Raw genomic sequence first — 23478 nt, 5'->3', positions numbered from 1 at the left:
TCTATGAAAAAAGGGCAACAAAAAAGGAGGAGGTCTACTTAAAAGGTAGTTCCTTCTCCTCATCATCAGTTATTGGTTTAAAATCAGGCTTTTTTGTATTAACCCAGGCTCGCTGCTTGCCATAGTCTTTGAATACATGGCTTGCAATATTCCTATAATCAGGACATTTCTGATTCATTATTTCGCCTATAGCCTTAGATTCCCATGACGCTGTGGATGAATACGGGCTATTGCCTAAAGCTTCCACATATAGCATCTTTGCACAAACGTATTCAGGCTGATTTTCTTCTATGAAATTTAGTATTGCAGTTTCCATAGGATCTTCAGGTGTATATTTTGACTGAAGCCTTACAAGCTCCTTTTGAAGTTCTTTTGTAAATGCAAGCTTGTAGTTACCACTTCTATATATCTCCATGGCTTCAGCCCACATCTGAGCGAAATAATATCTGGATTCATTTTCATTCTCCAAGATATGAGTTTCAGCTTTTTCCATATGAACTTCTATTGGAATGAATCGTCTGTTACCAGATTTGTCAGGTGGTAAAAATTGAATGGTGTTAGATGAACCTGCGAATACACATATTCTTGGATGGTCCTGTGCATACTTATCATATGGAGCTCGATATGTGTCAGATAGCCTGCTTAGGAATGCCTTAGTGTCCTCAACATATTTAGCATGTAGAATAGCTGTCATCTCAGGCATCTCTATAATCCAATGTCCCTGAAGTTTTTCAAATACTTCCTTATCACTAAGCTGCTTGATATCATCGCAGAACCAGTTATCATACATTGCTAAAAAACGAAGGAATGTAGATTTTCCTGCTCCCTGTCCACCAACAAGGCAAAGCATGTATTCAAACTTGCAGCCTGGATTAAAGACTCTTTCTATTGCGCCAAACATAAATAGCTTTAAAGCCTCTATGTTTATAGGTGTCTTTTCTACTCCCAGAAAATGACTAAGAGCTTTTTCAAGTCTTGGTTTTCCATCCCACTTAAGACCATTTAACATATCTTTTATTGGGTTATAGGAATTCTGATTTGCAACAACTCTGATAGCACGTTCTATCATTCTGTCTACGTGAAGATCATAGTTCCTTTCCAGATAAATGATGATGTTATCTATATCTGTGTCTGTAAGAGATTTTCCGTTCCTGTTCCAACCAAGATCTTTAACAATATCGATGCCTCCACTTAACTCATTTTTCTTAATAGCACCTGCCAAAAGAGAATCATTTTCCATCACTAAGGTGCAGTTATTATTTGTCTGCTTGATTTTCCCTTTAGCATCCTGTTCAAGCTTTGATGTCCATTCTTCGGATTCATCTGTATCTGTTATTAGTGTATATCCGTTGCTTTTAAAGAGTGCTTCAAGCACTTTAGTATCCTGCGGACTTAAATTCAGTGATTCGTTTTTCAATTTTAGAAACCTCCTTGTCAAATGTTTTAATAAAGTCAATTTGTTCTTTCATTGTTCCGTAGGTCAGCTCATCAATCATTGCATCGATACGGTCAAAGTTATTGAGTGCTTCCAGGAAAAGAGGATTTGCATTATCAAGATTCATATCATCTGGAACTAGTTCTCTTTTCCATTTAAGAAGTAGACCGTGATACTCATGCAAAATAAAAAGAGCATCACGACGATTCTTCGCAAATGCTCTTTCAAGTTCCTTCTTGTGTTCAATTTCCTTTTTCTTTTCTTTTACTATTGATGAATAGCTATAACTATCGCTCTTGGGATTTAAGTTAAAGTCTAAGCAGATTTTCTTTGCAGCATCAATAGGACTTAAGTTGTAAAGCTGTTGGACAATGTTAATTACATCACCATGTGCTCCACAGCTGAAGCAGTAGTAATAATCTTTATTAAGCTTCATACTAGGGTGTCTATCCTTATGAAAAAGACAGCAACACATTTTATTATTGTTGTAGTTGATACCATAAAAAGAAGCGGCTTCCTCAATGGAAACAGCTGACTTGATCTCCGTAAAATAATTCAATTGTTATTCCTCCTATCGACCTAATTCGTATTTGCGTTTTTTAGTTACTTGATGAACCGGAATGTTAGTCGCAGGCTTTTTAATCATTTCTTCTGCAATCTTTCTTATCTTATAGGCTTCACTAGCTGTTACCTTGCAGTCTTTATAAAGTTGTTGCTTTTGGGATTTAGATTTCTCAAGATTGCTTAAATTAATTTTTGCAACTTCCCAGTTTGGCTTTCTGCCGTACCAATAATTATCAAGCATTCGTTTGGCTAAATGATATTTATCAAGTGCATCTCTATGTTCAGCCACATACTTCTCTTGGTTCCTCTTTAAACGAAAAGAAAACTGCTTGTCATAGATAGGTTTTGTTTCAGCCAACATTTGACGATAGCGAAATGCATCATTGATTTTAGAAATCTTTTTATCAATCTCTGAAATATCCTCCTGAAGTTCATTAACTTTTCCATATGATGCATGAACAAAATCCTTAAGTTCTTCAAAAGTGCTAATGTTGTTTTGGGATAAGAAAAATATCACAGCAGCTCTTTCTTTTAAATTTTTTACCTTTGCTTTGTTACTCCATGCATTGATATAGCGCTTGTCATAATAATCAGAAACAAGCTCACCTAGTGATGGAACGTATATTTTTTGCTTATGACATTCTTTTATGAAATTTGAGAGCCATTCAAATATATCAATAAGGTTTGTAGATAGCTTTTTAATCATTTCATTAAAAGCCTTTATCCTGCGGTTCTCATCACCGATTTCAGTTTTAATCCCCTTTGCTTCCATTGCTCTTACCTGAGGTCCTTCATGAATAGTTGGAAGTAGCTCAAGTCCTTGCGCTGAATAAGAACGATGGTCTATTTTGCAATCAAGTCCCTTTTCTTCAAATGCCTTATTAAAGATATCTGCATAAGCTTTCCTCCAGGCATCAAGCGTTTCAGGATCTCCCCAGTCAGTTGTCGGTACAGATTTAAAATCATATTTGCCATTTGGCTTTTTAATTCTTTCGCCATTCTCATCAATAAGATATTCTCGCTTTTGTTTTTCTCCCCAGGTTCCATCTTCATTAAGAGGGCGTATGGGAATGAGCATGTGAACATGTGGATTTGGGATGCCGCCATGTTTATCTGGATTATGAATTGCATAATCTACAATCATTCCTTTTGATAAGAAATTTTCCTTAATGAATTTTTGGGCAATTTCTAAGTTTTCTTCATAACTCAATTCATTTTGGAGAGAAAAATCAAAGGAGTAACACAGTTGCGCTTTAGGATGTTTTTCAATTACTTCAAGTTCATTAAATAATACTTCACGGTCATGCAATCTTTCTGGCGCATAATCAGGAAGTAGAAGTTCTGTAAAGAGCACGCCTTGCTTTTTGGTGTAATCATGGACATCGCCATAGTAGTCATCAATGAGTCTTGTTCCTGTAATATATGCATCGCTTGCCAAACAACTTTGTCCTTTTCCTCGACTAACTTGAGATACATGAAAATGATAAAGTGCCATTTAGTTTTCCTCCTTTACTTTGGCTAGTAGTTTGCTGACAAGTTCCTTCATCTTCGGATAAGAAAAAAGAGCATCACAGAATGCCATGAACTGGTTATCTGTTAGCTCTTTTGTTTCAGGAAGAAGTGATTCAATGTGACCTGCTCTTGTGCATAGCCTGTGTGTTCTTCGTTTTCTTTCCTGCTTCTTCTGATATTCAATTCTGTTTTCTAGTAAAGTGACTTTGTGCTCAAGCTGTTCACAACGCTTTAGCGTTTTTTGATGAATAGCCTCAGCTTTTTCATAATCTGATAGTGCTTTTGTTAGTTTGGAGCTAATAGTATAGCCCTCTACAATCGTTTCTTTGTTTTCCATAATATTGGTTCCTTTCAGATTTTTGTTAATAGTGTCTTGCACGATTGCCTGCAATCCCGGAGCGATAGCGAACGCAAAATCGACGAAGTCGGGAAGACTTTTGCGAAGGCAAAACGCACATACCTCTTGAAGAGGTATAGAAGTGCGCCCTTACTTAAAAGTAAGGGATTGAGTGGCACTTCGACTTTGGATTTTCATCCTTCTACTTAATGTTACGAGTGAAAATGGCAATACCTCTGTTTTGCTTTGTTACTGCATTTTTTAGGCTCTAATTTGAATTTCGAGGGTGATATTGATGCATATTTGCATCACCTATGCTATGATTTTTAAAGATATTTTTAGTAGGGAGAAATGTATTGATGAGTGAACGTTTACCAGGTAATCTTCAAGAAAGATTAAGAGAACTTAGAGAGGAACACGGCTATTCAAGAAATAAACTGGCAGATACGATTGAAGTAGATCGTTCTAGATATGGAAGAATTGAACGTGGGGAAATAAAGAGTATCAACAGTGATGTACTTTTGAAGTTAGCCAAACTTTACAATGTATCAGTAGATTACATTCTTGGAATTTCAAATACACCAGAAAAGACTTACTACGACATTGGTGAGTTAGGACTAAGTGTTGAAGCTGCAAAGAATCTCTATACAGGAAAAGTAGATGCCAGAGTTATCAATGAACTTCTTATAAATAACAAATTTGCTGTGGCAACTAAGATGATGGCGACTTACTTTTCTGGAGCAGTTTCTGACTTGTTAAAGGCTCAGAATGCCCTCATGGATTTCAACTATGATATGATTTTGGAATATCAAAATACTGGCGAGCTTCCAAAAGATGATAAAGATATCCAGGATTTAAAGAAGCAATTCAAACATGCAAAGGTTCCTGCTAACACTTATGAGTTTGATAGAATCCAAAGGCAACTCATGGGGGCTGTAAAGGAAATTCAAAATAAGATTACTGATGAAGTTAGTGAATATCAAAAGGAACAGAAAGTCATTTATTACGACATTCTTGATACAGTGAAATCTGAGGCTGCCAAAATTCCAAATATAAAAGATTTATCAGAAGAACAAAAGAAGGAAATCATTATTAAAGCAATGAATACTTCTGTAGAGAAAGCATCTTCACTCTCGCCAGAGAATAAAGCTCGTGTAGAGTCGGCTATATCTCAGATAGCCCCAACACTTATGGATATAGGGAAAGAAATGTAATGGAAAATATTGATAAAGACCAACACAATAGAAAGCTTTGTAGCTTGATAAGGAATAATGATTTATTGGCTGAAACTCAACTTCTAATGGAAAATGAAGCTCTTATTGTTGGGCTGGCAGGTAGTATGGAAGTTGCCTATGATTTAGATTTAAATCACTGGGGCGGAATTGAAAAAGACGATATCATACAAGAAGGTAGAATTGCAATGCTTCGAGCCGCGCAGACTTATGATGAGTCCAATAACACAAAGTTTTCTACCTATGCCTACACAATTGTTAAGAATGCAATGACAGACTTGTGCAGAAAAGGTATCTCAGCATTTGAGAATAGAATCATTGAATCTGGAATGTCATTAGTTTTCTTGGATGAAGATTATTCTAACAATGAATTTGATGTTCATATCACAGAAACAGTTCCTTCTGCAGAATTTGACCCCACCGCAAGACTTGCAGTTCTTCATGTAATGCTTGAGAAGATGTACAATCGATTGAAGCGTTTACCTGCTCGCCAAAGAAGGCTGCTTGCTTATCACTATGGCTTGGGCGCATTAGAATGCAAAAGTATCAGCGAAACCGCCGCGTATTTTCATTTGACAGAAAAGTACATTAAAATAATTGAAGATCAGGCTTTGGCTACATTGAGGGATGGAATGAATGACGGTAAAATCTTATAAAAAAGGAGGGAGCTCTGATTGAACTCCCCGCTTTTTTTATACATATTAACTTTCATCACTATCAATTGCCATTAAAATGTTCTCGCATAATTTTAGACATTTTTCAATATACTCTTTTGTTAAGTTCTTTTTATATATCTCAAAATCTATATTCTTATTCAAATAAGGCTGTGAATTTGTTAATTTCTTTGTCGTATCCTTAATAGCAGTATATAGGTTTAACGTTTTATCAGTAAAATCGCTCAGACTATCTACATTCAATGCACCACTATCAAACAACAATTTAAAATTGCTATCAATATTATTGGTTGATTCCCAGTTGGCATCATCTATTGATTCCTTATAACTTAAATAAGCAAATACTTCTAATGGGGTGGCACATTTTAAATCAATTGAATTGATATCAACGATATAGGTTCCTTTTAATTTTTCTCCCGAAATGAAGTCTGTGAGATAAACATCAATTACTGGATTTTTGTCAGATGACTCTATATCATATTGAGCTGTTACACGATAGCATGTCCCACCAAAATCAAATATTTCATCACCTAAGTAATATGAATCATAACAGCCTAAGCAACATTCATCGTTAAAAATATTTGTTTTAAAATATCCATCTTCCGTTAACTCAGATGATATTTCATGATCTGTAATTTGAATCATGTTGTAACATGCTTGTACTATTGGAACAATTTTATGATACAATTTCATATCTCCATTATGAGCACATTCTAATCTATACTCCTCAAAAAACTGATAAAAATCGTTCATTTTGCTATCAGAGAAGTCTTCTTTAAAACTCAAAAGTAAATCGCTATCATATAAAAAGGAACTATAGCTATCTTTGGCAAATTGCATAACTTTACAAAAATCATCAAATGAACATGCCCTTACATCAATATCTTGAATATCGTAATAAGATATTCGGCTTGTTGCATCTAAAGAATCATAACCATTAGTATCGACATTACTATTACAAAAGACAGCTTTATCGTTTTTAATTGTGTAATTTAATTTCCCCTGCCCTGAATTAGAATGCACCCACAGACTTTGCCTATTAACATCATATATTGCAGCCATAAATACATACTCCTATTCATTTCCAGGGTATGGTGCCATATCACAACGGAACGATCCATACGCTTGAGGTGCCCAAGACGCAATACCACATCTTCCAGATTGGAGTCTACCTTCTAATGAACATCTGCCATATAAATCAGCACCGCCAATAGGTATTCTACCATCTTCATCACGAGTTGAATATTGTTGACCATTAATCTCAACAGCCATTTCTTGTAAACGAACTAATCCTGAAGAAGTGATAATATAAGGTGTCAATGTCATATTAATAGCGCTTGCGCTTCTAGGAAAGAAATTTCTAAAATCTGTAGTTCCTGTACTAATGGTTGTGGAAGGGGTTATTGTAGAGGCTTCCATCTGTATACGATAATTAAATTTTTGGTTTTCTTTAAGGCCGAAATAAAAATAGTAATTAGGTTCTGGTAAATCACCTAAGGTATAAATCTTAATATAGTACGTATCTGTGCTAGGTACGTAGTAGTTATAGTATTTTTCGGGACACCCATTAAATTTAGATATTTTTTTAGAATCCCATATTTCTGAACCACTACTATTATATAAAGCTATGTTAATATTCTTTTTTCCTATATTTCTAAGATCTATAAATATTCTATCACCTGAACTATATCTTGCTTTAAACCAATCTTCATCCGACGCAGAATATAAACCACCCGTTCGCATTCCTAATGAATATAACGAACCCGCTGCTCGTATAGTGGTACTTACAGGTTCAGTTCGAGAATAGTCATAAGCTTTTGCCATTGTATCATTATCTTCGTAGTTGTCTACAAAGGTGGAATTTGATTGAACTGCATCAATAGTATAGTCAAAATATTCATTATCGAAGTCGTTTTCGGGTAATAAGCTATTATCTTCATTAATTGCATCATTAACTGCTTCTAATTCAAGGGAATCTATAGCCTCATCCTCAAATTCGATACTCAAACAATCTTCATCATTACTTATAGTTTCTAGCTCATTTGCATTAGCAACTGAACCAAGTAGAAAAAGGCACATTAACAGGGATATCATTCTCACTTTTCTCATTGTTTTCCTCCTTTTATGAAACTAAATATAATTTTTGTTGCGCGCATTATCACTAATAACATATTTTTGTGGCAATATTATGTAGAAATTATGAATTGTACAATTATTATAAAAATAACAATCTATCGAGTAGGGCCTACTTTTTTTAATATGAGATTTACTATATATACAAGAATAACCGTTGATAATAATATAAATCTCGATAATATACCTGATAAAATATCATGTATTAATCCTTATGCTTCGATAAGAGAAGTCTCTTTTGAGAGATAATTTATTATAGGGGTTCCCTAAGGGGTTCCCTTTCGGAAGACGGCATCAGAACCTCCTTTCTTAGCGGGTTTCTGGACTGACAGAAAACTATCTTAAAGCAATTGAAAAGAATGCCCTGGCAGAGCTTAGGGATGGTATAAATGATGGGAATATCCTATAAATAGACTCTACTTCTTGGCATACTTTTCAATAAAATAATCTAAAATAAGTAGAAAGCAATTTCCCCAAATGGCATAGCTGATAGCCATTGAAATTTCACGAGAAGATATGTTCGAAATGATGAAAGCGAAAAAAACTAGCAATAGAGAAATAACTTTTTCACACCATTCTTCTTTATTTGATAACATTTTCTTAGCATTTTTGCGAGGTGCTAGAATAAAAACTAGCAACAGCGATATACCATATATCATTAATATTATATGATTCAACAAATGAATTCTTATAAAATAGGTTGTTAAAAAACCTACACCACAAGTATAGAAAAAGCATCGAAGATTTGATTTTGCATGTAAGCCACCAGTGTGATGCCTGAATATTGAAAATGTAATCAACCAGACAAGCATTTCTAATAAGCTTTTTGTAAGTATACCCCAGACAAACAACAATAAAAGTGTGTTCAATTCGTTTAGTAGGCATTCGACCCCATAAATATATACGTCTAAATCTTCCTGATTACAGGTTGTGGATGATTTCTTTACTAAATAATTTACTATTTTTCCCGCAATTCTTTCCACTAATTCACCTTCTAATCTAATCGTGTTGAGTATCCAATAAACTTTTCAGATACAGATTTAGCAAATGATCTCCCAATGCTAAGTTCCATGTTATTTGATAATACGACACTGTTTCTTGTCATTCTATAAACATGAGATAAATTGACAATATACGATCTATGTATTTGGATAAATGTGCCGGGAATACAATCAATTATTTCATTAAAGGTTAAGTGCTCAATATATGTCTTTGATAGAGTTACTGTTTCTACGTTATGCAAGTTACTGATAAAACATATAATATCTTTATAGGGAATTGATATTACTTCACTTCTGTAATGATATGTGTAAAATTCCTTGATGTTTTTTGCATATATTTCATCTAGGCATTTTTTTACGTTTGTTGGTTCCGCTGGTTTTAAAATATAATTCATTGCGCGGACGTTGTAACCTTGAAAAACATATTCTTGAAATGCTGTTAAAAAAATAATATCCCCATTATAATTATTATTTCTTAAACGATGAGCAACATCTACTCCAGACATTTCACCCAATTCTATATCAAGGAAAAAGGCACAAATATCATCAGTTTTTATTTTGGCAGCAAAGAAACCTTCGCCAGAATTGAACATACGTAGTTCACACTCGATGTTATTAGTTGTAGCCCAAGAATAAATGATATTTTTCAAGCGCACACATGCAGCCTCGTTGTCTTCAACTATCACTAGCTTCATTAGACGCCTCCTTTAATGGAATCATTATAGACACAGTAAATATATTATTAGTAGTACTTATATCAATAAGGCCATCGTATTGCTCTACTATTTCATATATTCTATTTAATCCCAAACCATTCTTTTCATAGTTTCTTTTTCTAGAAAGATATTTTCCTTGGTTATCTATACGAACAATACCATCAAACGGGTTTTCAATTCTAATTAACAGCATTCGTTGGACAGGTTTTATCGAAAAATCAATAACAGCACCCTGATTATCAAAAGTAAGCTTTGAACAATTTTCTATTGCGTTGTTAAAAAGATTTCCAAGCAGTGAACAAGTATCTAAATCATCAAGTGGAAAATCTGAAGGGATAAATATTGATGACCTTACTTGAATCCCCTTATTCCTAGCAGCTGGAATTTTAGTGGAAATTATACAGTCAATTGCGGTATTACCTGTTGATGGAAAATGATGTATTTCATCTGTTAGTTGCATATATTTTTTTACATAATTAATTGCCTCAGGGTATTCTTCCTTACAGAGCATAAAATATACGGTGGTTAGATGTAATGTTAATTCATGTTTCATTTGACGTAGCGATTCTGTTGCTGCAATAAGATTTGTAAACTCCTTGGATTCCATCTCATGAAGCTGTTGCTGATTCTTTAAATCTATGTTCATAGCATTTAAACAAGCTAATTTATATATATAAATGAGCAATAACACAAATAAAATTATATAAATAATGATGATATAAAACATTCCTTTAGTAAAATGGGAGTCGTTGAACCGGTTAGATGCTTCCACTGTCATAGAAGTGATGTATTCTCCGAAGAATAAACCAATCATACAGATTAATACATAAAGAATTCTCTGTAACCAAGATAATAATAAAACGTTGTTAGACTTAAAAAAATGAAAAGCAAAAACAAAAGACATTACAGTAGAAATATATAATAGAGTTAAAGGAAAACGGATAGAAGCCCCTATTTGGGCGCTGCTAATATCAATATTGAATATAAACATTGGAATCAGCGTAACGATGCTATCTGCAAAAAAACAGATGACCAGAAAAACACTCGTCCAAATAATCTTTTTTGTAATTGAATCATTATAAAAAAGAATAGAAAAGATAAGAGAAAACAAAAAAATAAGCAGAAAACTAGCACTCGTGGAAACTCTACATACATTTAAAATGGATGTTGCTATGGTAATAATTACGACAAATACCAACTTATGGATAAATGTCCACCTTTGGTTATTGGAAAGTTTATCATTCAAAAAGAACCAAAGAAGACTTGGCTCAGCAACGTTAACAAGAAATTCCCATAAATACGCTAGAAATAACATACTCACCTCCCCCTTATCTTAGTTATAGTCTAACATTATGAAAAAAATGCTACAAGACCCTAAGAATGTCATTCGTGCTCCTAATGATGTCGTTCGTGCACTTTGTATTGTAAAAATATTCATGAGTGTTATATTTTGCTTAGACGAACACTTTTTGGGAGGTGAAAAAGAAAATGAATAAAAAACAGAATATTGCAGTGACTACATTAAAGCTAATTGAATCTGTAGCTAGGATGAAAGCTAATTGCTTATGTATCGGTAGATTTTATGAGCCGAAGGTACCATCAAAACTAAAAAAATAAAAGGTGTGGAGGTTGAGTATATGAAAATATTTAAGAAAGTTACTTCTGTGGTGATGATGCTTGCATTTTTATTAGCCTTTATAAGGCCAATAAATGTTGAAGCTGCACCTGCCCCAACGCTAACGAGAGTAGAGATTTGGGATGTAAAGTGGGAAGATAGTACGGGAGAGGTATTTATTGAAGTACACTATAATGGACGACCAAGTACATCAAAAGTTACTTGTAACAATTATAATTGCCCTGAACAAACTAATTTAAGATACACTCTTTTTGGAAATAATAATATTGAAACGGGAGAAGTACGATTTTTTAAGACACCTTATACAATAGATCAAATATATGGATTACCTTCATTAGTTATCTATGCCGAAGCTCAAACCTTACGGTATCCAAGGACTACATATTATGATAATGTAATTATTCCAATTGAGTAGCATTTAGAATTACGCATAATATACGAAAGGTAATAATATAGGAGCACAAATATATGAATAGAACAGTAAAAAAGATAGTTGTCGTTTGTCTGACTCTGTGTATGATTATAACTATGGCATTAACAGTGGATGCTAAATATGTTCCAAAGCAAATGAGATGTTCGAGATGCCATACTTTATGTACTAGTTATGGATATGATCCTAATTACGGTGGCGTTACGCAAACACAAAATGCTGGAAATTACTGTCCAGTGTGTAAAAAAGTAGTTCCTGCTGGCGAAGTACATATGTATATGTGGGATTTTGATAGATATTATTTCCTATGTGAGAGTTCGAGTTGCCAACATAGAAATTATCAAGATCGACTATTCTATTATGATTATAATCAACCAGTTTCAGAACATTATACTAACGGTATAAGAGACTTTTGATGAAATACTTATCTATCTCATAATATAAAAGCTAAGGAAGCGCTTATTTCAACGGAATGAAGTTGGAATAAGTGCTTTTTTAGATAAATTTTTCCGCTCGGACCTTTCTGGAGAGCGGAGCGGCTTAGACTGATAGATAAGCCGCAGAAAGGAGTTTTATGGAAATAGGATGTTCAATATCAAGCTATATTTCAAGTATAGGTGCCGCTTATAAGCAAGCTAATAGCAAGACAAGTACAATAGATTCTAAGACTGATATATCTTCTGAAAAATCTATGACTAATGATCCGCTAACATTTTATAAGGAATTATGTGGCAATTATCCTGATATTTCATTTCGTTTAGAAGACTATGCTACTGGATCTAATGTTAGCGGATACTTCCTAGGGTATAATAATAGCATGAACCAAGTAGGTGAGAATTTTGGAGAAATGGGTCAATGTAGTATACAGATTGATGTGAGCGTTATCAAAAAAATGATGCAAGACCAACAATATGCAGAAAACGTACATGGTTGGATTCAGGCATTTGAACAGAATTATAGTTCTCATGCTACTGATGTTTCTAGTCATGGAAATAGTAATTTTTGTTTTACTATAGATGACTTTGGCGAAGGTATTCAAACAGGACGACTTTGTGCAAATTCTTCTTTCTCAACAGAGGAAGAAGTAAAAAGAATGTGGGCTGATGAAGAGTATCAAAAAACGGTAGGGCAAGTTTTCGAAAAGCAGAAAGCAAACCTTATAAATATCTATCTAAAAATGACAGAAAACTGCATACTTAAGATGAAGGAGCTGGCTTCGTCAGAAATTATCGAAAAAAAGGAAGAAGCAGAGGATATTTCAGCAATCACAAGCGAACATAATGAAGAAAAAAACACTGACAGAAAGGTCGTAGGTTTTACAACTTTTCCAGTAGCAGAACACGTTAAGGCTGGGGTATTTGCATTTTTACCTTCTGAATCGACTCTAGAAGACCCTGTTATTCAAATAGAATATAAAGGTAGTGATGGAGAGAAGAAGATAATTGACGTGCATGTTAATGATGTTGACGTTGAATCAGCTTCAGACATGGAAATGTTTGCATATTTGACTTATCAGGGATTAATAGGAAATAAAATTCCAAATGCATTAAACAATTATGATGCATATCAACGAATGAAATCTAGTGATGGTGATTATTATTACCATGATTATCAGAATGGAGAAAGCAGATTCCTTGATGAAAAAATCAATACAAGTGAAATGATGCAGCGAGTTTTATCTTGGATGAAAACCATAAATCATCCCGATGCTCAGATGCATGCTAGAATGTGCGAAGACTTATTGTCAATGCTAAATCCAGCAAATGCTTATAGCTATGATGAAATTTTATAAAGAGCAATGCAATGTTAACAACGGGTTCCCAATGGGGTTCGAGACTTTCGCGAGACGGTGCCAGGACCTCCTTTCTTACTGGGGTTGTGGACTGACAGAACTGTTCAAGTCCCAACTTCTGTAAGACATGAAAATGATCTAGGTGACCCCTCAGGTGTTCCCTAAGCAAATAGCGGTGCTAGAATCCCCTTTCTATCAGTATTTTAAGATAAGGAATGCGATTCGAGTCCCGTCTCGCGCTCTTATTTTTTGTTTTTTAAAAGTCCTGTAAACACGCGGTTTACAGGGCTTTTTCTTTTTCTTTTATTGTCCTTTTTCCGCTAAAAAAGGGACAACCTAGGGGCAACCAAAAGACAACCTACGCATTTAATAAATTTCTAATTTCTTCATCCACTCCAATACGTGCATATGAATAATGTCTAAGGTTTGTTTCTACGCTATGCCCGAGTAATCTTGCTCTATCTGCAACAGGTATTCCTTTTGGTATGAGGATATTAGAATTTAAACTCATTCTAAATGCGTGGTTATTTGTCACGGAATAGCCCATACTGCGCATAAGTCTTCTTAGGCACGATTCATAAGCATTCATCTTTATCCACTCACCAGCAGTGTTACAGAAGACGTATTCAGAGTCTATGCCTTTACCTTTCTGGAGACACTTTAACTTAATAAGTATCTCTGCGATATTGTCAGTGATTGGATAGTATCTACCACCTCTAGATACACCTTTTTCATCCTTAGTCCAGTCTGCGTAGTAGAACACCTTTCCACCCGCTGGTCGTTCGGTAAGTTGTTGCGCATGGATATGAATATTGTAATCCTCGATATCATCCCATTTTAAGGCGCATAATTCAGCTGCACGCATTCCAGTTTCTATTGCTAATAAAATCATATAACCGCAGATGAAATATCCATTATAGCGTGGTAATTTCATTCTTTTACGAACTTCTGCCTGTATCATTTTAATATCCTCATTAGAGAGTATCTTTTCCGTGTTTGCAGGCTTTGATGTGTCGCATTCTGCCTTGTACTTCTGATTGTTAATTGCAGTGACTGGATTAACCTGAATATAGTCATATTCGAGTGCATATTCAAAGATTAGGTTGAGTACTCCCTTGTACTTTAAGAATGCCTTAAATTTAGGGTGTAATTCAATAACCATTGACTTTGTATATGCCTTCAAAGAATCTTTTGTGACATTTCGTATATCAGTCTTACCAAAATCATCGCTGATAAAACGATTATAGTCATCTTTCAATCTTTGAATTGTAAGCTTACTACAGTTTTCTGTCTGTTCCTTATTTTCCAAGGCTAATTCAAACATGTGATCAATCGAATATGACATTAAATGGTAGTCATAGTACTCCAGTATCTTGTCCAATAGACCAGCTTCAGTTCTTGCATGAAGCCTAACATCTCCAGAAACTTTTGTAACCCATAAATCTCTCGATGCCTCATATCTAATGGCTTTTGGTGTACCGTTCATTTTAACATGCACTTTATTTACGAGCTTTCTTTTCATGCTCACTTCTTTTTTGCTAATCATTTTTAATTCTTCATGCATGTCGGCATCCGTAATAATACCACATTTGTGTTCCTTAACGATATTTGATTTTCTTTCTTCCTGTGTACGAATTAGTTTTGTAAGCTCTTCTTCAAAATTTATAATCTTGTTCATTTTTATTTCCTTTCAAAATTGGTGTTACTTGTTACTTTTAAAAGGCCTTTTATGTGTGTGCGATTATTATCCCTCGCGACAAGATTGATTATAAATGCAAATTTGTCGATTATCTTGATTTTATCTTGATTATTTCTTGATCGTAACTTGACCAAGATAATTTGGTTAAGGAATATTATTCCTAACAAGCATGTATAGGAATAAATCCTTCTCTAATGACAAGTATTTTTCTTCGTTCTATTCCCCTGTTTCTTTATTTCAAATTAATAATCTCACGGACGTTTGCCCATAATAACATAGCGCTTTGTGTCTGATCATAAACAAGAGGCAAGCACAAGTGTCTATTTAGACCTCATTGTTTATGTAGCCAGTCGCTCTTAATTGTTATTAGGCAAACGATAAACCGCGAGATATACGAAATTAATTGAAATTATTAAAGAAAGAGGTGGTCAAATTGAACTTGAAAAATAGAATTTAAGGGCTCGATACCCACTCAATACCGAAATTAATATTTTTGTTTTTAAAGGAGATTTTTGAATGAAAGTTTTAGAGTATGTTTCAGGAGATTTTAAAGTTAATAAGGAAGAGGTTACAAGTCGAGAATATATTTTAAGCCATGTTAGAGCTTGTGTAGTTCCAGACAATGACATAATACTTAACACAGATGTTGTTCGTACTAATTTCCTCGATTTGGCTGTAATTTACAAAGTGGTTGTTAATTTAGGTAGTAACGAACATATAGGAGCATATAACTTAAATTATGATATTATGACAAGAGCTGGAATTACTGAAAGCGAATTGTTTGATACTGTAAAAGCTTATAAGGATTTCACATTAACCCCTATCATGTCTGCAATAATGGATTATTTTGATGCACCTGCGGACGAGTATCGTGAGATTGACTTTAGTGTACCTGATATATATGTAATGACAACTAAAGATAGAATCTTTGGGGCTACAGCTATGTTTTCAGATGCTTTACGCAATCTACAGGATAAGATTAGCAAGGACTTAGTAATTATTCCATGCAGTAAAATGGAAATTCTTGTTTTAATCTATCATGAGGACATTGATATAGCTGCTATAAAAAAACTCGTAAAATCCATAAATTCCAATGAAAGCTTAGTGAGTGCAGAAGAGTTCTTGTCAAACAGCGTATATCTTCTTAATTCAAGTGGTCTTTCAATATTGGCATAAAAATAATCGCTAGGAAGTTGTTCCTAGCGATTATTTGCCTTTTTATTGATATTATATCAATATTAATCCTTGAAATAATATTGCTTATTTGCTTTTAAATACTTGCCTTGGGAGTAGATGATTATTTCATCCTTTCCTGTATTTTTATCAATTAGATTTCCGAAATCGGCTGGATGAAATATAGGTTCTTCTGCTTCTTGTGCACTTGAGCCTGTACCTTGTGTACCGTTTGCTTCATTATTTAGATTGTTTCCTGTTTTTAATACTTTCCTTGTTCCTATTAATTCTGATGCCCATTTTCGAGTTTCTACTTCCTGTATACTCAAAAATGCGAACGTCGTAACGCAATCTATCAAACTCTTACAGGCATCTTCAGAATGAAACATTTCAGATATTGAGCTTCTACTTTGTAAAGCGCACAATATGCTTACATTACGACTTCTTAAGGTCATGAACGCAGTCTTTACGCAATCGTATTCTAAATTTGTTAATTGAGCAAATTCATCAAGCACCATTAACTGTGGTCGCAAGCTGCCATCCGATAACCGACCAGCTTTTTGATTTTCTTCTCTTATCAAAAAATCATTTAAAAATCCCTGTACAATCATTGATAGTAAAGCAGAATAATTGCATATTTCTGACTGCTTTAGCTGGAGGTACACATCGTTTCCATCCTCCATTGATTGAACTGAGATATAGTCATATTCAGGTTCGTTTCCTAAAAGAAAGAATAATTTTTCACTGGCAAACTTTCTACAACTTTGTGAAAGCAATGCATAGGCTCCAGATAAGTTTTTCTCATTTTCTCCATACTTAGATTGAAGACGGCGTTTTGATTCTTCACATCCATCAGCGACGACTCGCTTAATCCAATCAACAGGATTTCCATATAGAATAGCTTTGATGACATCAGGAAAGCTTGTATTTATATCTTTTCCCAACATATATAACGCAATCCCGTTAAAAAAATCCTGAGCTGTGTCTGAGAAGTATTTCCCATCCCCACCAGTTGCCTTACTTACAATATTAAAACCAATATTTTCGATGAAGTTACAGCGTGCATCTATATCCAGTTTTTCAATACCTGAAAACGGATTATAGTGACAACTATTTTCCCAATCGTCCATTAGATTAAACCTTTTGATATTACGATAAGCAGATGTTGCTTTGTAAATATCTCCTTTGAGGTCTATACAAAAAACACTGCCATCAGTTTCTTTATTATTTTTGTCCAATGGATGTTTAGCCCCAAATCTTAAACAAGTGGGAATTATAATTGAAGCCGTCTTTCCTGATGAAGGGAGTCCAAACGCCATATAACTTCGACCATCTTTAGAGCTTGGGATATTAAAGAGCTTTCCATCTTTTGTTTTCCCAAGAATAACACCTTCAGCATTTTTCCATGATACCGCTTCAAGTTTTTCTGTATTAATTTTATAAGGGTCTGCATCTTTAAAATAATCAACTAATTCGTTAAAACTGCGTTTGTATTTACTGTGGTCATAACCATAGCTTCTACCTGTTAGCTTGCGATATGTTTGGCTTCGAATTGTGGTGTAGACATGTTTGAAATACACCCTGCAAAATGCACCGATTATAATTAATCTGATTAATATTTGCTGTTTATCATTTATGTATGCGCTCATATAAGATTCAATAGTAAATATGAAATATGTAGCTATGCCCATCATGACAAGAGCAAATACTATCAATTCATGTATCCTATAATATTCGAGCGTATATTTTATTCCATGTTTCTTTAGCATTCTCAACCCCCATAAGTATATTCGCCCCATGTAGCATTATTGCCCCATGAATTCGTCTTATTCAATTCGATTTCGGCTATTTTCTCACGGAGCTTTTCTATTTCACGATGCTGTTCAAGTACCTTTTGATGCTCAATTTCATACTTAGTTTCTGCCTTTAGTAGTTTAACATCCTTACTGTTTGCACTTGTAATACCACCTTTGTATACTTGTGCTTTGAATGGTAAATGTTCATCAACATAAGCTTGAAATGATTTATGAAATTGTCTTAAATGTGCTAATGTACATACATCACGATTGCATATTTTTTGAGTAAAGCCCTTATGTCGAGGCATTGGATTTTCAATATCTTTAACAGGTATTAACAAAGTATGCATATGCCACTCTCCATAAAGAACAACACCTTTATTTTTTATACCTTCATTAGCATGAACAAAAGCAGTAATGATATTCTCTTCACCATAGGTTTCTTTCAGATAATCTAACGATACATCAAAGAATTTCCATCGTTGTTCTTCCGTAAGGCCAGTAGGAGCTGTAATAACCCACTCAAGCCCAGTGACCAGATTCTTACGATTAAGATGATATAGCTGACTCAGGCGATGACGATAATAAGCCAATATTTCTTTCTTTGAATTTCCTCTTTCAGGTGTCATATTTTTGTTGAGATGATGTAGACTCATATCTATTTCCTTATTGCTTGGTTGTTTGTTAAAATAGCATTCCTGTGTAAGGTGAGTTACATATCTCTTTAATTTATAATCTGTATAATTCTTTTTTGCTGCCATTTTATTTTTCCTTTCTTTATTTTTTATTTTTCCTACCTTCAAAGCATAAAAACACATAGATTTATAAAGGTCGCTTTTGGCTCTCAATATAAATCTATGTCGTAAGCAAAGGTCGCTGCGCTCTCAATGCTTACGTGCTTTTTATGCTTTTTGGTAGACATGTTCTACCAAAATTTTCTGAAGCAAATTGTTGGTATCCCCTCGCAGCTGCTCGGTAACATGTAACCTTAGCAGCTTAACCGCTATCATTTGCTTACAAATGCTTTGCAATCAAATGCTATAGGAGCCTCTGCGAGCTCCTACGTTCGTACTTTTTAATTTGATATAAACCAAATTAAAAAGACGAACTACCTCAGCCCCTTGTTCTAAGGCGCCCCTTAGAACAAGCAAAGGGAGGTATACCTCCCTTTACGTTTCACTCTCAGGGAGTGAAACTATTTCCTCCTTGGCAGCATCAATGAATTACAAGAGCACTTACCACCAGTCACAGTATAAACAGTATCAAAGCCATAATCCTTTAAAGCGTCAACTGTTTCTGGTTCTATTAGACCGTCCATTTGTATCACTTTATAATCATTTTCAGTTGCAAAGATTTCTAAAGTCTCGAGAAGTACATCTAGCTTATTATCATAAACTAATGAATCTTCATCGATTCTTACAAAGTGAACACCTGGACTAAATACGACATCCATATAATTATTGTTGTCCATTGAAATTCTTGAACGACAATATGGGTCGCTTCCTTTTTCTAATGGGATTAATTTACACCCATTAGAAAAAGCTACAGTTCCTGTGTTGTAGTCTTTTGACATTTTCTTTTTTCCTTTCTCTAGATTTTGTACGTTTAACCCGTACATATCTAATATGGAATTTTTTTTCTGAACCGAAAAAATAAAGCAATTTTGCAATAAAAAAATAGATCTGAATTTCTTCAGACCTATTTTCCATAGTTTATATTTTTTGTTTTTCCCTTTTATTTTGTTTTTCTTTTTAGTAAGGAGAGTATGCCTATAAGTAATACGATTGCACCTGCACCAAATGCAGCCACAATTGATAATGGGAGAGGGAATGTTTGTAGGATAGTATTAGTAGAAACTAATTCACCACAGCTAATGCAGTATACTTTGCTTTCCCCTTCGGAAAAATAACTAGCAGCTTTTGTTATTTGTGGCTCACCTTCAGTATGTGGTGCTAATTCGATTTCATCTTTATAAGAATCACCACATACAGAGCAAGTATAAGAATCATAACCGTTGTTAACACAAGTAGAATCTACATGCTCAGTTAACTCGTATGTATGATTTCCTGTGGCTGGAATAGCCTCAGTTTTTGTTTTGCCTGTAAGTGTGTTCTTGTATGTAATAACACCATCGTTAGCACAAGTAGCTTCTGTTCTGCTAGACTCTACCCAAGCAGCCTCAATTTCTGCATCTGTATACTTAGGTGCAGATGAAGTTGTTGATGTAGATGGCTTTGTAGACGAAGAATTTGTGTTTGAGCTTGAAGATGTAGAAGGTGAAGCCTGAGTATTTGAATCAGCGCCCCACTGCTCTGCCATCTCTTTTGCAACCATGGCATCATGTGCTGCTCTCCACTCATCTTCTGTCATAGTGTCAACACCAGTTGTGTCAATAATTCCTGTCTCTGGATCATAACCAGCAGCTCTTACTTCTACTCTATTGAATGCGATAGTCGCAACCATTACAAATGTAAATATAACAATGGATCTAATCAATCTCTTCATTGATTTTTCCTCCTTATTTCTTTCTTTTTAATCAAATTAGCGGATTAACATTTTTATTATGGGGAAGATAATAAAAAAGGTCCGCACTTCTTTAATCCTTAGATAGAATAACATTATCTATTAATTCTTTTTAGGTTGTCGCATTTTGCGACGAGCCTATTTATTCGTTATATATATGCGCTATGATTAAATTAGTAGCTTATTATATCACGTTTTAGGTATTTTGCAAGTATAAACTTAATAAGCACCAGCTTAAAAACCAGTGCCTATTTTTTTCATTGTTTATTAATTAGATGCGCCTTAAATACTTCTGCCTGTTCTCGTATTTCCCGTATTTCACCTTGAGCATTTACATCGTCTAAGATGCGTTTACTAAGTTTGCAATGTGTCCAATCTGCTAAATCGAGTGATACCGATGGGCACATTGTTTCTATATATGCTATCGCAAAGGCTTGGGCTTCTATCTCTGATTTCTCTTCTTCGTTATCGATAAGACCTTCAAATAGAAATCTTTCTTTATAATTCCTATATTGATATACATGAAATAATTCATGAGCTAGATAGAATATAAACTTATCTTTATCAAAATAAACATACACGAGAGGATTCTTTCTATAGAGAGTTTTTCCATTTACACCATCTCTATGAAAACTACCTTTATCTCCAAGTAAATATATCTTTGGGAGTTCCATGTCTAAAATGTTACATATGTTTACTGCGTGTTTATGAAAATTGTTTAATTCTATTATTGCATCAACGTCTTTGAATATAGCCCTATCCTTGTCTATTCTGTAGGGTTGGCTTTGATACGTATTCGATATATATTTTTGTAAAGAATAAATTCGAGCATTTTTATACTTTGCCCTTATGATTTTTTTTATTGTAATTAAATTGTCTTTTTTCATTTTTGTTTTCCTTTTCTTTAAAATATACTTCAAGAGCGCTTTTGATATCTGAATAATATCATCTGTAATTTGGCTTGTTAAGGCGGACACAGTTTTTCATATTGTCCGCCTTATGTACAAGTGAACAGTTATGTCACAGGTGTTGAGTGTTTATTTGTTTTAGATTTAATCAACTCTGCTCGTTTTTCTAATTTTGCAATTTGAGCTTGTAAAGCCTGTAGCATTTCTTCATCATATTCTTGTTTCTTGGCCACGGCGTTATAGCAACATGCTGTAGTTTGTCTTGCTTTTGTTGTACCTTTAAAATATGTATTTGGATTTACAATATATATTCCTCCACCTATTTGACGGATAAGGTCAGCATTAATAAGAGATTTTATAACGATATTTACAGTTTGGATTGATGCACCAGTAGCAGCACTAATTTCCTGCTGTGTATACAAAAGCTTATTTTCTCGATTCAGATGCATCAATATCCAGTAGGCTACTTTTGTCTTTTGATTTGCTATATCTTCTAGGGATGAAATGAGATTAGTCATCCAAACCTTATGAAAGTTATAATCTTTCTCTATAAGCTTTGTTATCTTGCATGGAACAAGCTCGCCAGAAATTTTATCAATATATTCTTGAACTCCAACTGGCATCTCTTTTGTAGTTATAGTCTTTTTATTCATAATTAAAGTCCTTTCTTTTATCAATGTTATATTTGTCTTTTGTAGCGGCTACATATTTTATATGGGAAAAAAATTATGATTTATAAAAAATACGGTTATTATTTTAAAATTTATGACGCTTTAACAATATAGATAAGAGTAAATAACACACTAAAACTGGCGTATCCCTTGTGATTGCTAGATTTTTACTGATTCCTAAACTTATGAGTTTTCATAAGATTTATACTGATTTTTACTTTGTAATATCGTTTCATTATTTATTACGGGAAATATATTTTGAGTTTATTATTATATGATTACAGGATAGAAAAATATTTTTTGAGATGATATAATGATGAACGTTGCCACCCCTAGACAGGCAAAGGAAGGGGGTGTTCACTTGGATTTAATAATTTCGTTTCTAATCTCCGTTGCGGCGAGTATAGCAGCCTACTATATTTGCAAATGGTTCGACGGCGATGACAATGGCAACGAGCCTTAAGGTTTAAGCCGCCTTATCCAAAGAATGGCATAGAAAAAGCTAGGAGCTGCAACTCCTAGCTTTTTTGTTTACTTGTTAAGATTTAATAATCTCGTTTCTTTGCCTATAATCATTATAGCAAGTCTTTTAGAATAGTCAATACGCTAGCCATTCTTCAGTATCTAATATGTCTTTACTTGCTTTCCTTATTATATAGATAGTATTTCGAAATTACAATATTGAAGTAGGGACAACCAAAAGGGCAACTAGCTTAGCCGACATGCTTTCCTCCTTGATTTTACTGCATTTGTAGCTAGCTGCAACGCTTCGAGTCCCGTCTCGCGCTCTTTTTATTTGGCTCAGAAATGTTGAGAAATCAATATTTCTGAGCTTTTTTGTTATCATCTAACCATTTACAAAGTGGGTACAATAAGGGTACATCAACAATTTGAAATCTCACCATTTCTTTTTCTAACAATTTTAACAAGCTCAAATGAAAAACTAACTTCTGGCAAAGAACATCAAAAACGCCTCAGTTGAGTTTTTTACAATTATTTACAATCAAAACTACATTTGACGACTCTGTAAAACGTGATAAAATCGTTTTACAGAGTCTGTTTGTTTGCATGGCAAACAGACGACTGGAAATAATTGAGCAAAAGTAAATTCCACCCGTCATTAAGTAAAAATGATGATTGAGTGGTTACCTGTCTGCTCTAAAATATTATTTTTCTAAGAGTTCCGGTTTTAATAGGATGTCGTCTGGCGAGACTTCATATTGTCCTGTTAGAATCGGAATTCTTT

23 protein-coding genes are annotated in these 23478 nt (G+C 34.2%); 7 read left to right on the top strand and 16 right to left on the bottom strand.

Translation table 11 applies throughout. The features are described from left to right. Nucleotides 1-34: 34 nt before the first annotated feature. From BLP54_RS12390 to BLP54_RS12375, 4 genes are read right to left on the bottom strand one after another with little or no spacing between them, the layout of a single operon-like run. Nucleotides 35-1417, bottom strand: coding sequence for a virulence-associated E family protein (locus BLP54_RS12390; protein WP_242870701.1), 1383 nt, complete (start codon nucleotides 1415-1417; stop codon nucleotides 35-37). Further along, a complete protein-coding gene (locus BLP54_RS12385; protein WP_090170139.1) occupies nucleotides 1377-1994 on the bottom strand; it encodes a CHC2 zinc finger domain-containing protein in 618 nt (205 codons plus the stop codon). The genes BLP54_RS12390 and BLP54_RS12385 overlap by 41 nt, the downstream gene beginning before the upstream one ends. Before the next feature lie 12 nt (nucleotides 1995-2006). Continuing rightward, on the bottom strand, nucleotides 2007-3494 hold the full coding sequence (mobQ, locus tag BLP54_RS12380; protein WP_090170138.1) for a MobQ family relaxase: 1488 nt from the start codon (nucleotides 3492-3494) through the stop codon (nucleotides 2007-2009). Further along, complete coding sequence (locus BLP54_RS12375; protein ID WP_051194706.1) at nucleotides 3495-3848, bottom strand: DUF3847 domain-containing protein; 354 nt, start codon at nucleotides 3846-3848, stop codon at nucleotides 3495-3497. 359 nt (nucleotides 3849-4207) lie between these two features. On the opposite strand from BLP54_RS12375, the gene BLP54_RS12370 reads away from it, so the two are divergent. Beyond that, nucleotides 4208-5062: a helix-turn-helix domain-containing protein gene (locus BLP54_RS12370; RefSeq protein WP_090170133.1), complete on the top strand. Its 855-nt coding sequence runs from the start codon at nucleotides 4208-4210 to the stop codon at nucleotides 5060-5062. Next, entirely contained in the window at nucleotides 5062-5736 is a 675-nt protein-coding gene (locus tag BLP54_RS12365; RefSeq protein ID WP_090170131.1) for a sigma-70 family RNA polymerase sigma factor, read from the top strand. The genes BLP54_RS12370 and BLP54_RS12365 overlap by 1 nt, the downstream gene beginning before the upstream one ends. A gap of 45 nt (nucleotides 5737-5781) precedes the next feature. On the opposite strand, the gene BLP54_RS12360 is transcribed toward BLP54_RS12365, so the two are convergent. From BLP54_RS12360 to BLP54_RS12340, 5 genes are all read right to left on the bottom strand, one after another. After that, nucleotides 5782-6816 carry a hypothetical protein gene (locus BLP54_RS12360; RefSeq protein WP_090170128.1) on the bottom strand — a complete coding sequence of 345 codons (1035 nt, stop codon included), beginning with the start codon at nucleotides 6814-6816 and terminating at the stop codon, nucleotides 5782-5784. A 12-nt stretch (nucleotides 6817-6828) separates the two neighbouring features. Next, entirely contained in the window at nucleotides 6829-7863 is a 1035-nt protein-coding gene (locus tag BLP54_RS12355) for a hypothetical protein (RefSeq protein ID WP_090170126.1), read from the bottom strand. A 440-nt stretch (nucleotides 7864-8303) separates the two neighbouring features. Continuing rightward, complete coding sequence (locus BLP54_RS12350) at nucleotides 8304-8870, bottom strand: accessory gene regulator B family protein (protein WP_176754553.1); 567 nt, start codon at nucleotides 8868-8870, stop codon at nucleotides 8304-8306. 11 nt (nucleotides 8871-8881) lie between these two features. After that, the gene (locus tag BLP54_RS12345) at nucleotides 8882-9583 is read right to left on the bottom strand and encodes a LytR/AlgR family response regulator transcription factor (RefSeq protein ID WP_090170122.1); all 702 of its coding nucleotides are present in this window, start codon (nucleotides 9581-9583) and stop codon (nucleotides 8882-8884) included. Further along, on the bottom strand, nucleotides 9564-10919 hold the full coding sequence (locus BLP54_RS12340) for an ATP-binding protein (RefSeq protein ID WP_090170120.1): 1356 nt from the start codon (nucleotides 10917-10919) through the stop codon (nucleotides 9564-9566). Before BLP54_RS12340 ends, BLP54_RS12345 begins: the two co-directional genes overlap by 20 nt. Nucleotides 10920-11092: 173 nt before the next feature. On the opposite strand from BLP54_RS12340, the gene BLP54_RS12335 reads away from it, so the two are divergent. The 4 genes from BLP54_RS12335 (at nucleotide 11093) to BLP54_RS12320 (ending at nucleotide 13462) form a co-directional block, all read left to right on the top strand. Next, the gene (locus BLP54_RS12335; protein ID WP_090170118.1) at nucleotides 11093-11221 is read left to right on the top strand and encodes a cyclic lactone autoinducer peptide; all 129 of its coding nucleotides are present in this window, start codon (nucleotides 11093-11095) and stop codon (nucleotides 11219-11221) included. Nucleotides 11222-11241: 20 nt separating this feature from the next. After that, on the top strand, nucleotides 11242-11655 hold the full coding sequence (locus BLP54_RS12330) for a hypothetical protein (RefSeq protein ID WP_090170116.1): 414 nt from the start codon (nucleotides 11242-11244) through the stop codon (nucleotides 11653-11655). A gap of 53 nt (nucleotides 11656-11708) precedes the next feature. Further along, nucleotides 11709-12086 (top strand): hypothetical protein, encoded by a 378-nt coding sequence (locus tag BLP54_RS12325; protein ID WP_090170114.1) that lies wholly within the window; start codon nucleotides 11709-11711, stop codon nucleotides 12084-12086. 158 nt (nucleotides 12087-12244) lie between these two features. Continuing rightward, entirely contained in the window at nucleotides 12245-13462 is a 1218-nt protein-coding gene (locus tag BLP54_RS12320; RefSeq protein ID WP_090170112.1) for a DUF6033 family protein, read from the top strand. A gap of 358 nt (nucleotides 13463-13820) precedes the next feature. Here BLP54_RS12320 and BLP54_RS12315 read toward each other — a convergent pair whose 3' ends face one another. Beyond that, entirely contained in the window at nucleotides 13821-15140 is a 1320-nt protein-coding gene (locus BLP54_RS12315) for a tyrosine-type recombinase/integrase (protein ID WP_090170110.1), read from the bottom strand. Nucleotides 15141-15677: 537 nt separating this feature from the next. On the opposite strand from BLP54_RS12315, the gene BLP54_RS12310 reads away from it, so the two are divergent. Beyond that, nucleotides 15678-16337: a DUF5688 family protein gene (locus BLP54_RS12310; protein WP_090170107.1), complete on the top strand. Its 660-nt coding sequence runs from the start codon at nucleotides 15678-15680 to the stop codon at nucleotides 16335-16337. Nucleotides 16338-16399: 62 nt separating this feature from the next. Here the strand turns inward: BLP54_RS12310 and BLP54_RS12305 are convergent, their stop codons facing one another. From BLP54_RS12305 to BLP54_RS12280, 6 genes are all read right to left on the bottom strand, one after another. After that, complete coding sequence (locus BLP54_RS12305; protein ID WP_176754552.1) at nucleotides 16400-18103, bottom strand: type IV secretory system conjugative DNA transfer family protein; 1704 nt, start codon at nucleotides 18101-18103, stop codon at nucleotides 16400-16402. A 2-nt stretch (nucleotides 18104-18105) separates the two neighbouring features. Continuing rightward, nucleotides 18106-18891 carry a plasmid recombination protein gene (locus BLP54_RS12300; protein ID WP_176754551.1) on the bottom strand — a complete coding sequence of 262 codons (786 nt, stop codon included), beginning with the start codon at nucleotides 18889-18891 and terminating at the stop codon, nucleotides 18106-18108. 434 nt (nucleotides 18892-19325) lie between these two features. Continuing rightward, nucleotides 19326-19703: a hypothetical protein gene (locus BLP54_RS12295; protein WP_090170099.1), complete on the bottom strand. Its 378-nt coding sequence runs from the start codon at nucleotides 19701-19703 to the stop codon at nucleotides 19326-19328. 161 nt (nucleotides 19704-19864) lie between these two features. After that, nucleotides 19865-20635: a hypothetical protein gene (locus BLP54_RS12290; RefSeq protein WP_090170097.1), complete on the bottom strand. Its 771-nt coding sequence runs from the start codon at nucleotides 20633-20635 to the stop codon at nucleotides 19865-19867. Between the two features lie 275 nt (nucleotides 20636-20910). Next, nucleotides 20911-21540, bottom strand: coding sequence for a hypothetical protein (locus BLP54_RS12285; protein WP_090170096.1), 630 nt, complete (start codon nucleotides 21538-21540; stop codon nucleotides 20911-20913). A 128-nt stretch (nucleotides 21541-21668) separates the two neighbouring features. Next, nucleotides 21669-22214 carry a replication/maintenance protein RepL gene (locus BLP54_RS12280; protein ID WP_090170094.1) on the bottom strand — a complete coding sequence of 182 codons (546 nt, stop codon included), beginning with the start codon at nucleotides 22212-22214 and terminating at the stop codon, nucleotides 21669-21671. Nucleotides 22215-23478: the final 1264 nt, after the last annotated feature.

Origin of the sequence: Pseudobutyrivibrio sp. 49 (genome assembly GCF_900100545.1) — a bacterium.
Taxonomy (GTDB): domain Bacteria; phylum Bacillota; class Clostridia; order Lachnospirales; family Lachnospiraceae; genus Pseudobutyrivibrio.
Note: the sequence above shows the minus strand (reverse complement) of the source record. Positions and strands in the feature narration are given on the sequence as shown.

Excerpts from the sequence above, each read along its gene's own strand:
- BLP54_RS12295 (WP_090170099.1), bottom strand. The coding sequence starts at position 19,703 with ATGTCAAAAGACTACAACACAGGAACTGTAGCTTTTTCTAATGGGTGT.
- BLP54_RS12360 (WP_090170128.1), bottom strand. The coding sequence starts at position 6,816 with ATGGCTGCAATATATGATGTTAATAGGCAAAGTCTGTGGGTGCATTCT.
- BLP54_RS12305 (WP_176754552.1), bottom strand. The coding sequence starts at position 18,103 with ATGCTAAAGAAACATGGAATAAAATATACGCTCGAATATTATAGGATA.
- BLP54_RS12355 (WP_090170126.1), bottom strand. The coding sequence starts at position 7,863 with ATGAGAAAAGTGAGAATGATATCCCTGTTAATGTGCCTTTTTCTACTT.
- BLP54_RS12315 (WP_090170110.1), bottom strand. The coding sequence starts at position 15,140 with ATGAACAAGATTATAAATTTTGAAGAAGAGCTTACAAAACTAATTCGT.
- BLP54_RS12365 (WP_090170131.1), top strand. The coding sequence starts at position 5,062 with ATGGAAAATATTGATAAAGACCAACACAATAGAAAGCTTTGTAGCTTG.
- BLP54_RS12370 (WP_090170133.1), top strand. The coding sequence starts at position 4,208 with ATGAGTGAACGTTTACCAGGTAATCTTCAAGAAAGATTAAGAGAACTT.
- BLP54_RS12280 (WP_090170094.1), bottom strand. The coding sequence starts at position 22,214 with ATGAATAAAAAGACTATAACTACAAAAGAGATGCCAGTTGGAGTTCAA.
- BLP54_RS12320 (WP_090170112.1), top strand. The coding sequence starts at position 12,245 with ATGGAAATAGGATGTTCAATATCAAGCTATATTTCAAGTATAGGTGCC.
- BLP54_RS12325 (WP_090170114.1), top strand. The coding sequence starts at position 11,709 with ATGAATAGAACAGTAAAAAAGATAGTTGTCGTTTGTCTGACTCTGTGT.
- BLP54_RS12310 (WP_090170107.1), top strand. The coding sequence starts at position 15,678 with ATGAAAGTTTTAGAGTATGTTTCAGGAGATTTTAAAGTTAATAAGGAA.
- BLP54_RS12300 (WP_176754551.1), bottom strand. The coding sequence starts at position 18,891 with ATGGCAGCAAAAAAGAATTATACAGATTATAAATTAAAGAGATATGTA.
- BLP54_RS12345 (WP_090170122.1), bottom strand. The coding sequence starts at position 9,583 with ATGAAGCTAGTGATAGTTGAAGACAACGAGGCTGCATGTGTGCGCTTG.
- BLP54_RS12285 (WP_090170096.1), bottom strand. The coding sequence starts at position 21,540 with ATGAAAAAAGACAATTTAATTACAATAAAAAAAATCATAAGGGCAAAG.
- BLP54_RS12290 (WP_090170097.1), bottom strand. The coding sequence starts at position 20,635 with ATGAAGAGATTGATTAGATCCATTGTTATATTTACATTTGTAATGGTT.
- BLP54_RS12340 (WP_090170120.1), bottom strand. The coding sequence starts at position 10,919 with ATGTTATTTCTAGCGTATTTATGGGAATTTCTTGTTAACGTTGCTGAG.
- BLP54_RS12330 (WP_090170116.1), top strand. The coding sequence starts at position 11,242 with ATGAAAATATTTAAGAAAGTTACTTCTGTGGTGATGATGCTTGCATTT.
- BLP54_RS12375 (WP_051194706.1), bottom strand. The coding sequence starts at position 3,848 with ATGGAAAACAAAGAAACGATTGTAGAGGGCTATACTATTAGCTCCAAA.
- BLP54_RS12335 (WP_090170118.1), top strand. The coding sequence starts at position 11,093 with ATGAATAAAAAACAGAATATTGCAGTGACTACATTAAAGCTAATTGAA.
- mobQ (WP_090170138.1), bottom strand. The coding sequence starts at position 3,494 with ATGGCACTTTATCATTTTCATGTATCTCAAGTTAGTCGAGGAAAAGGA.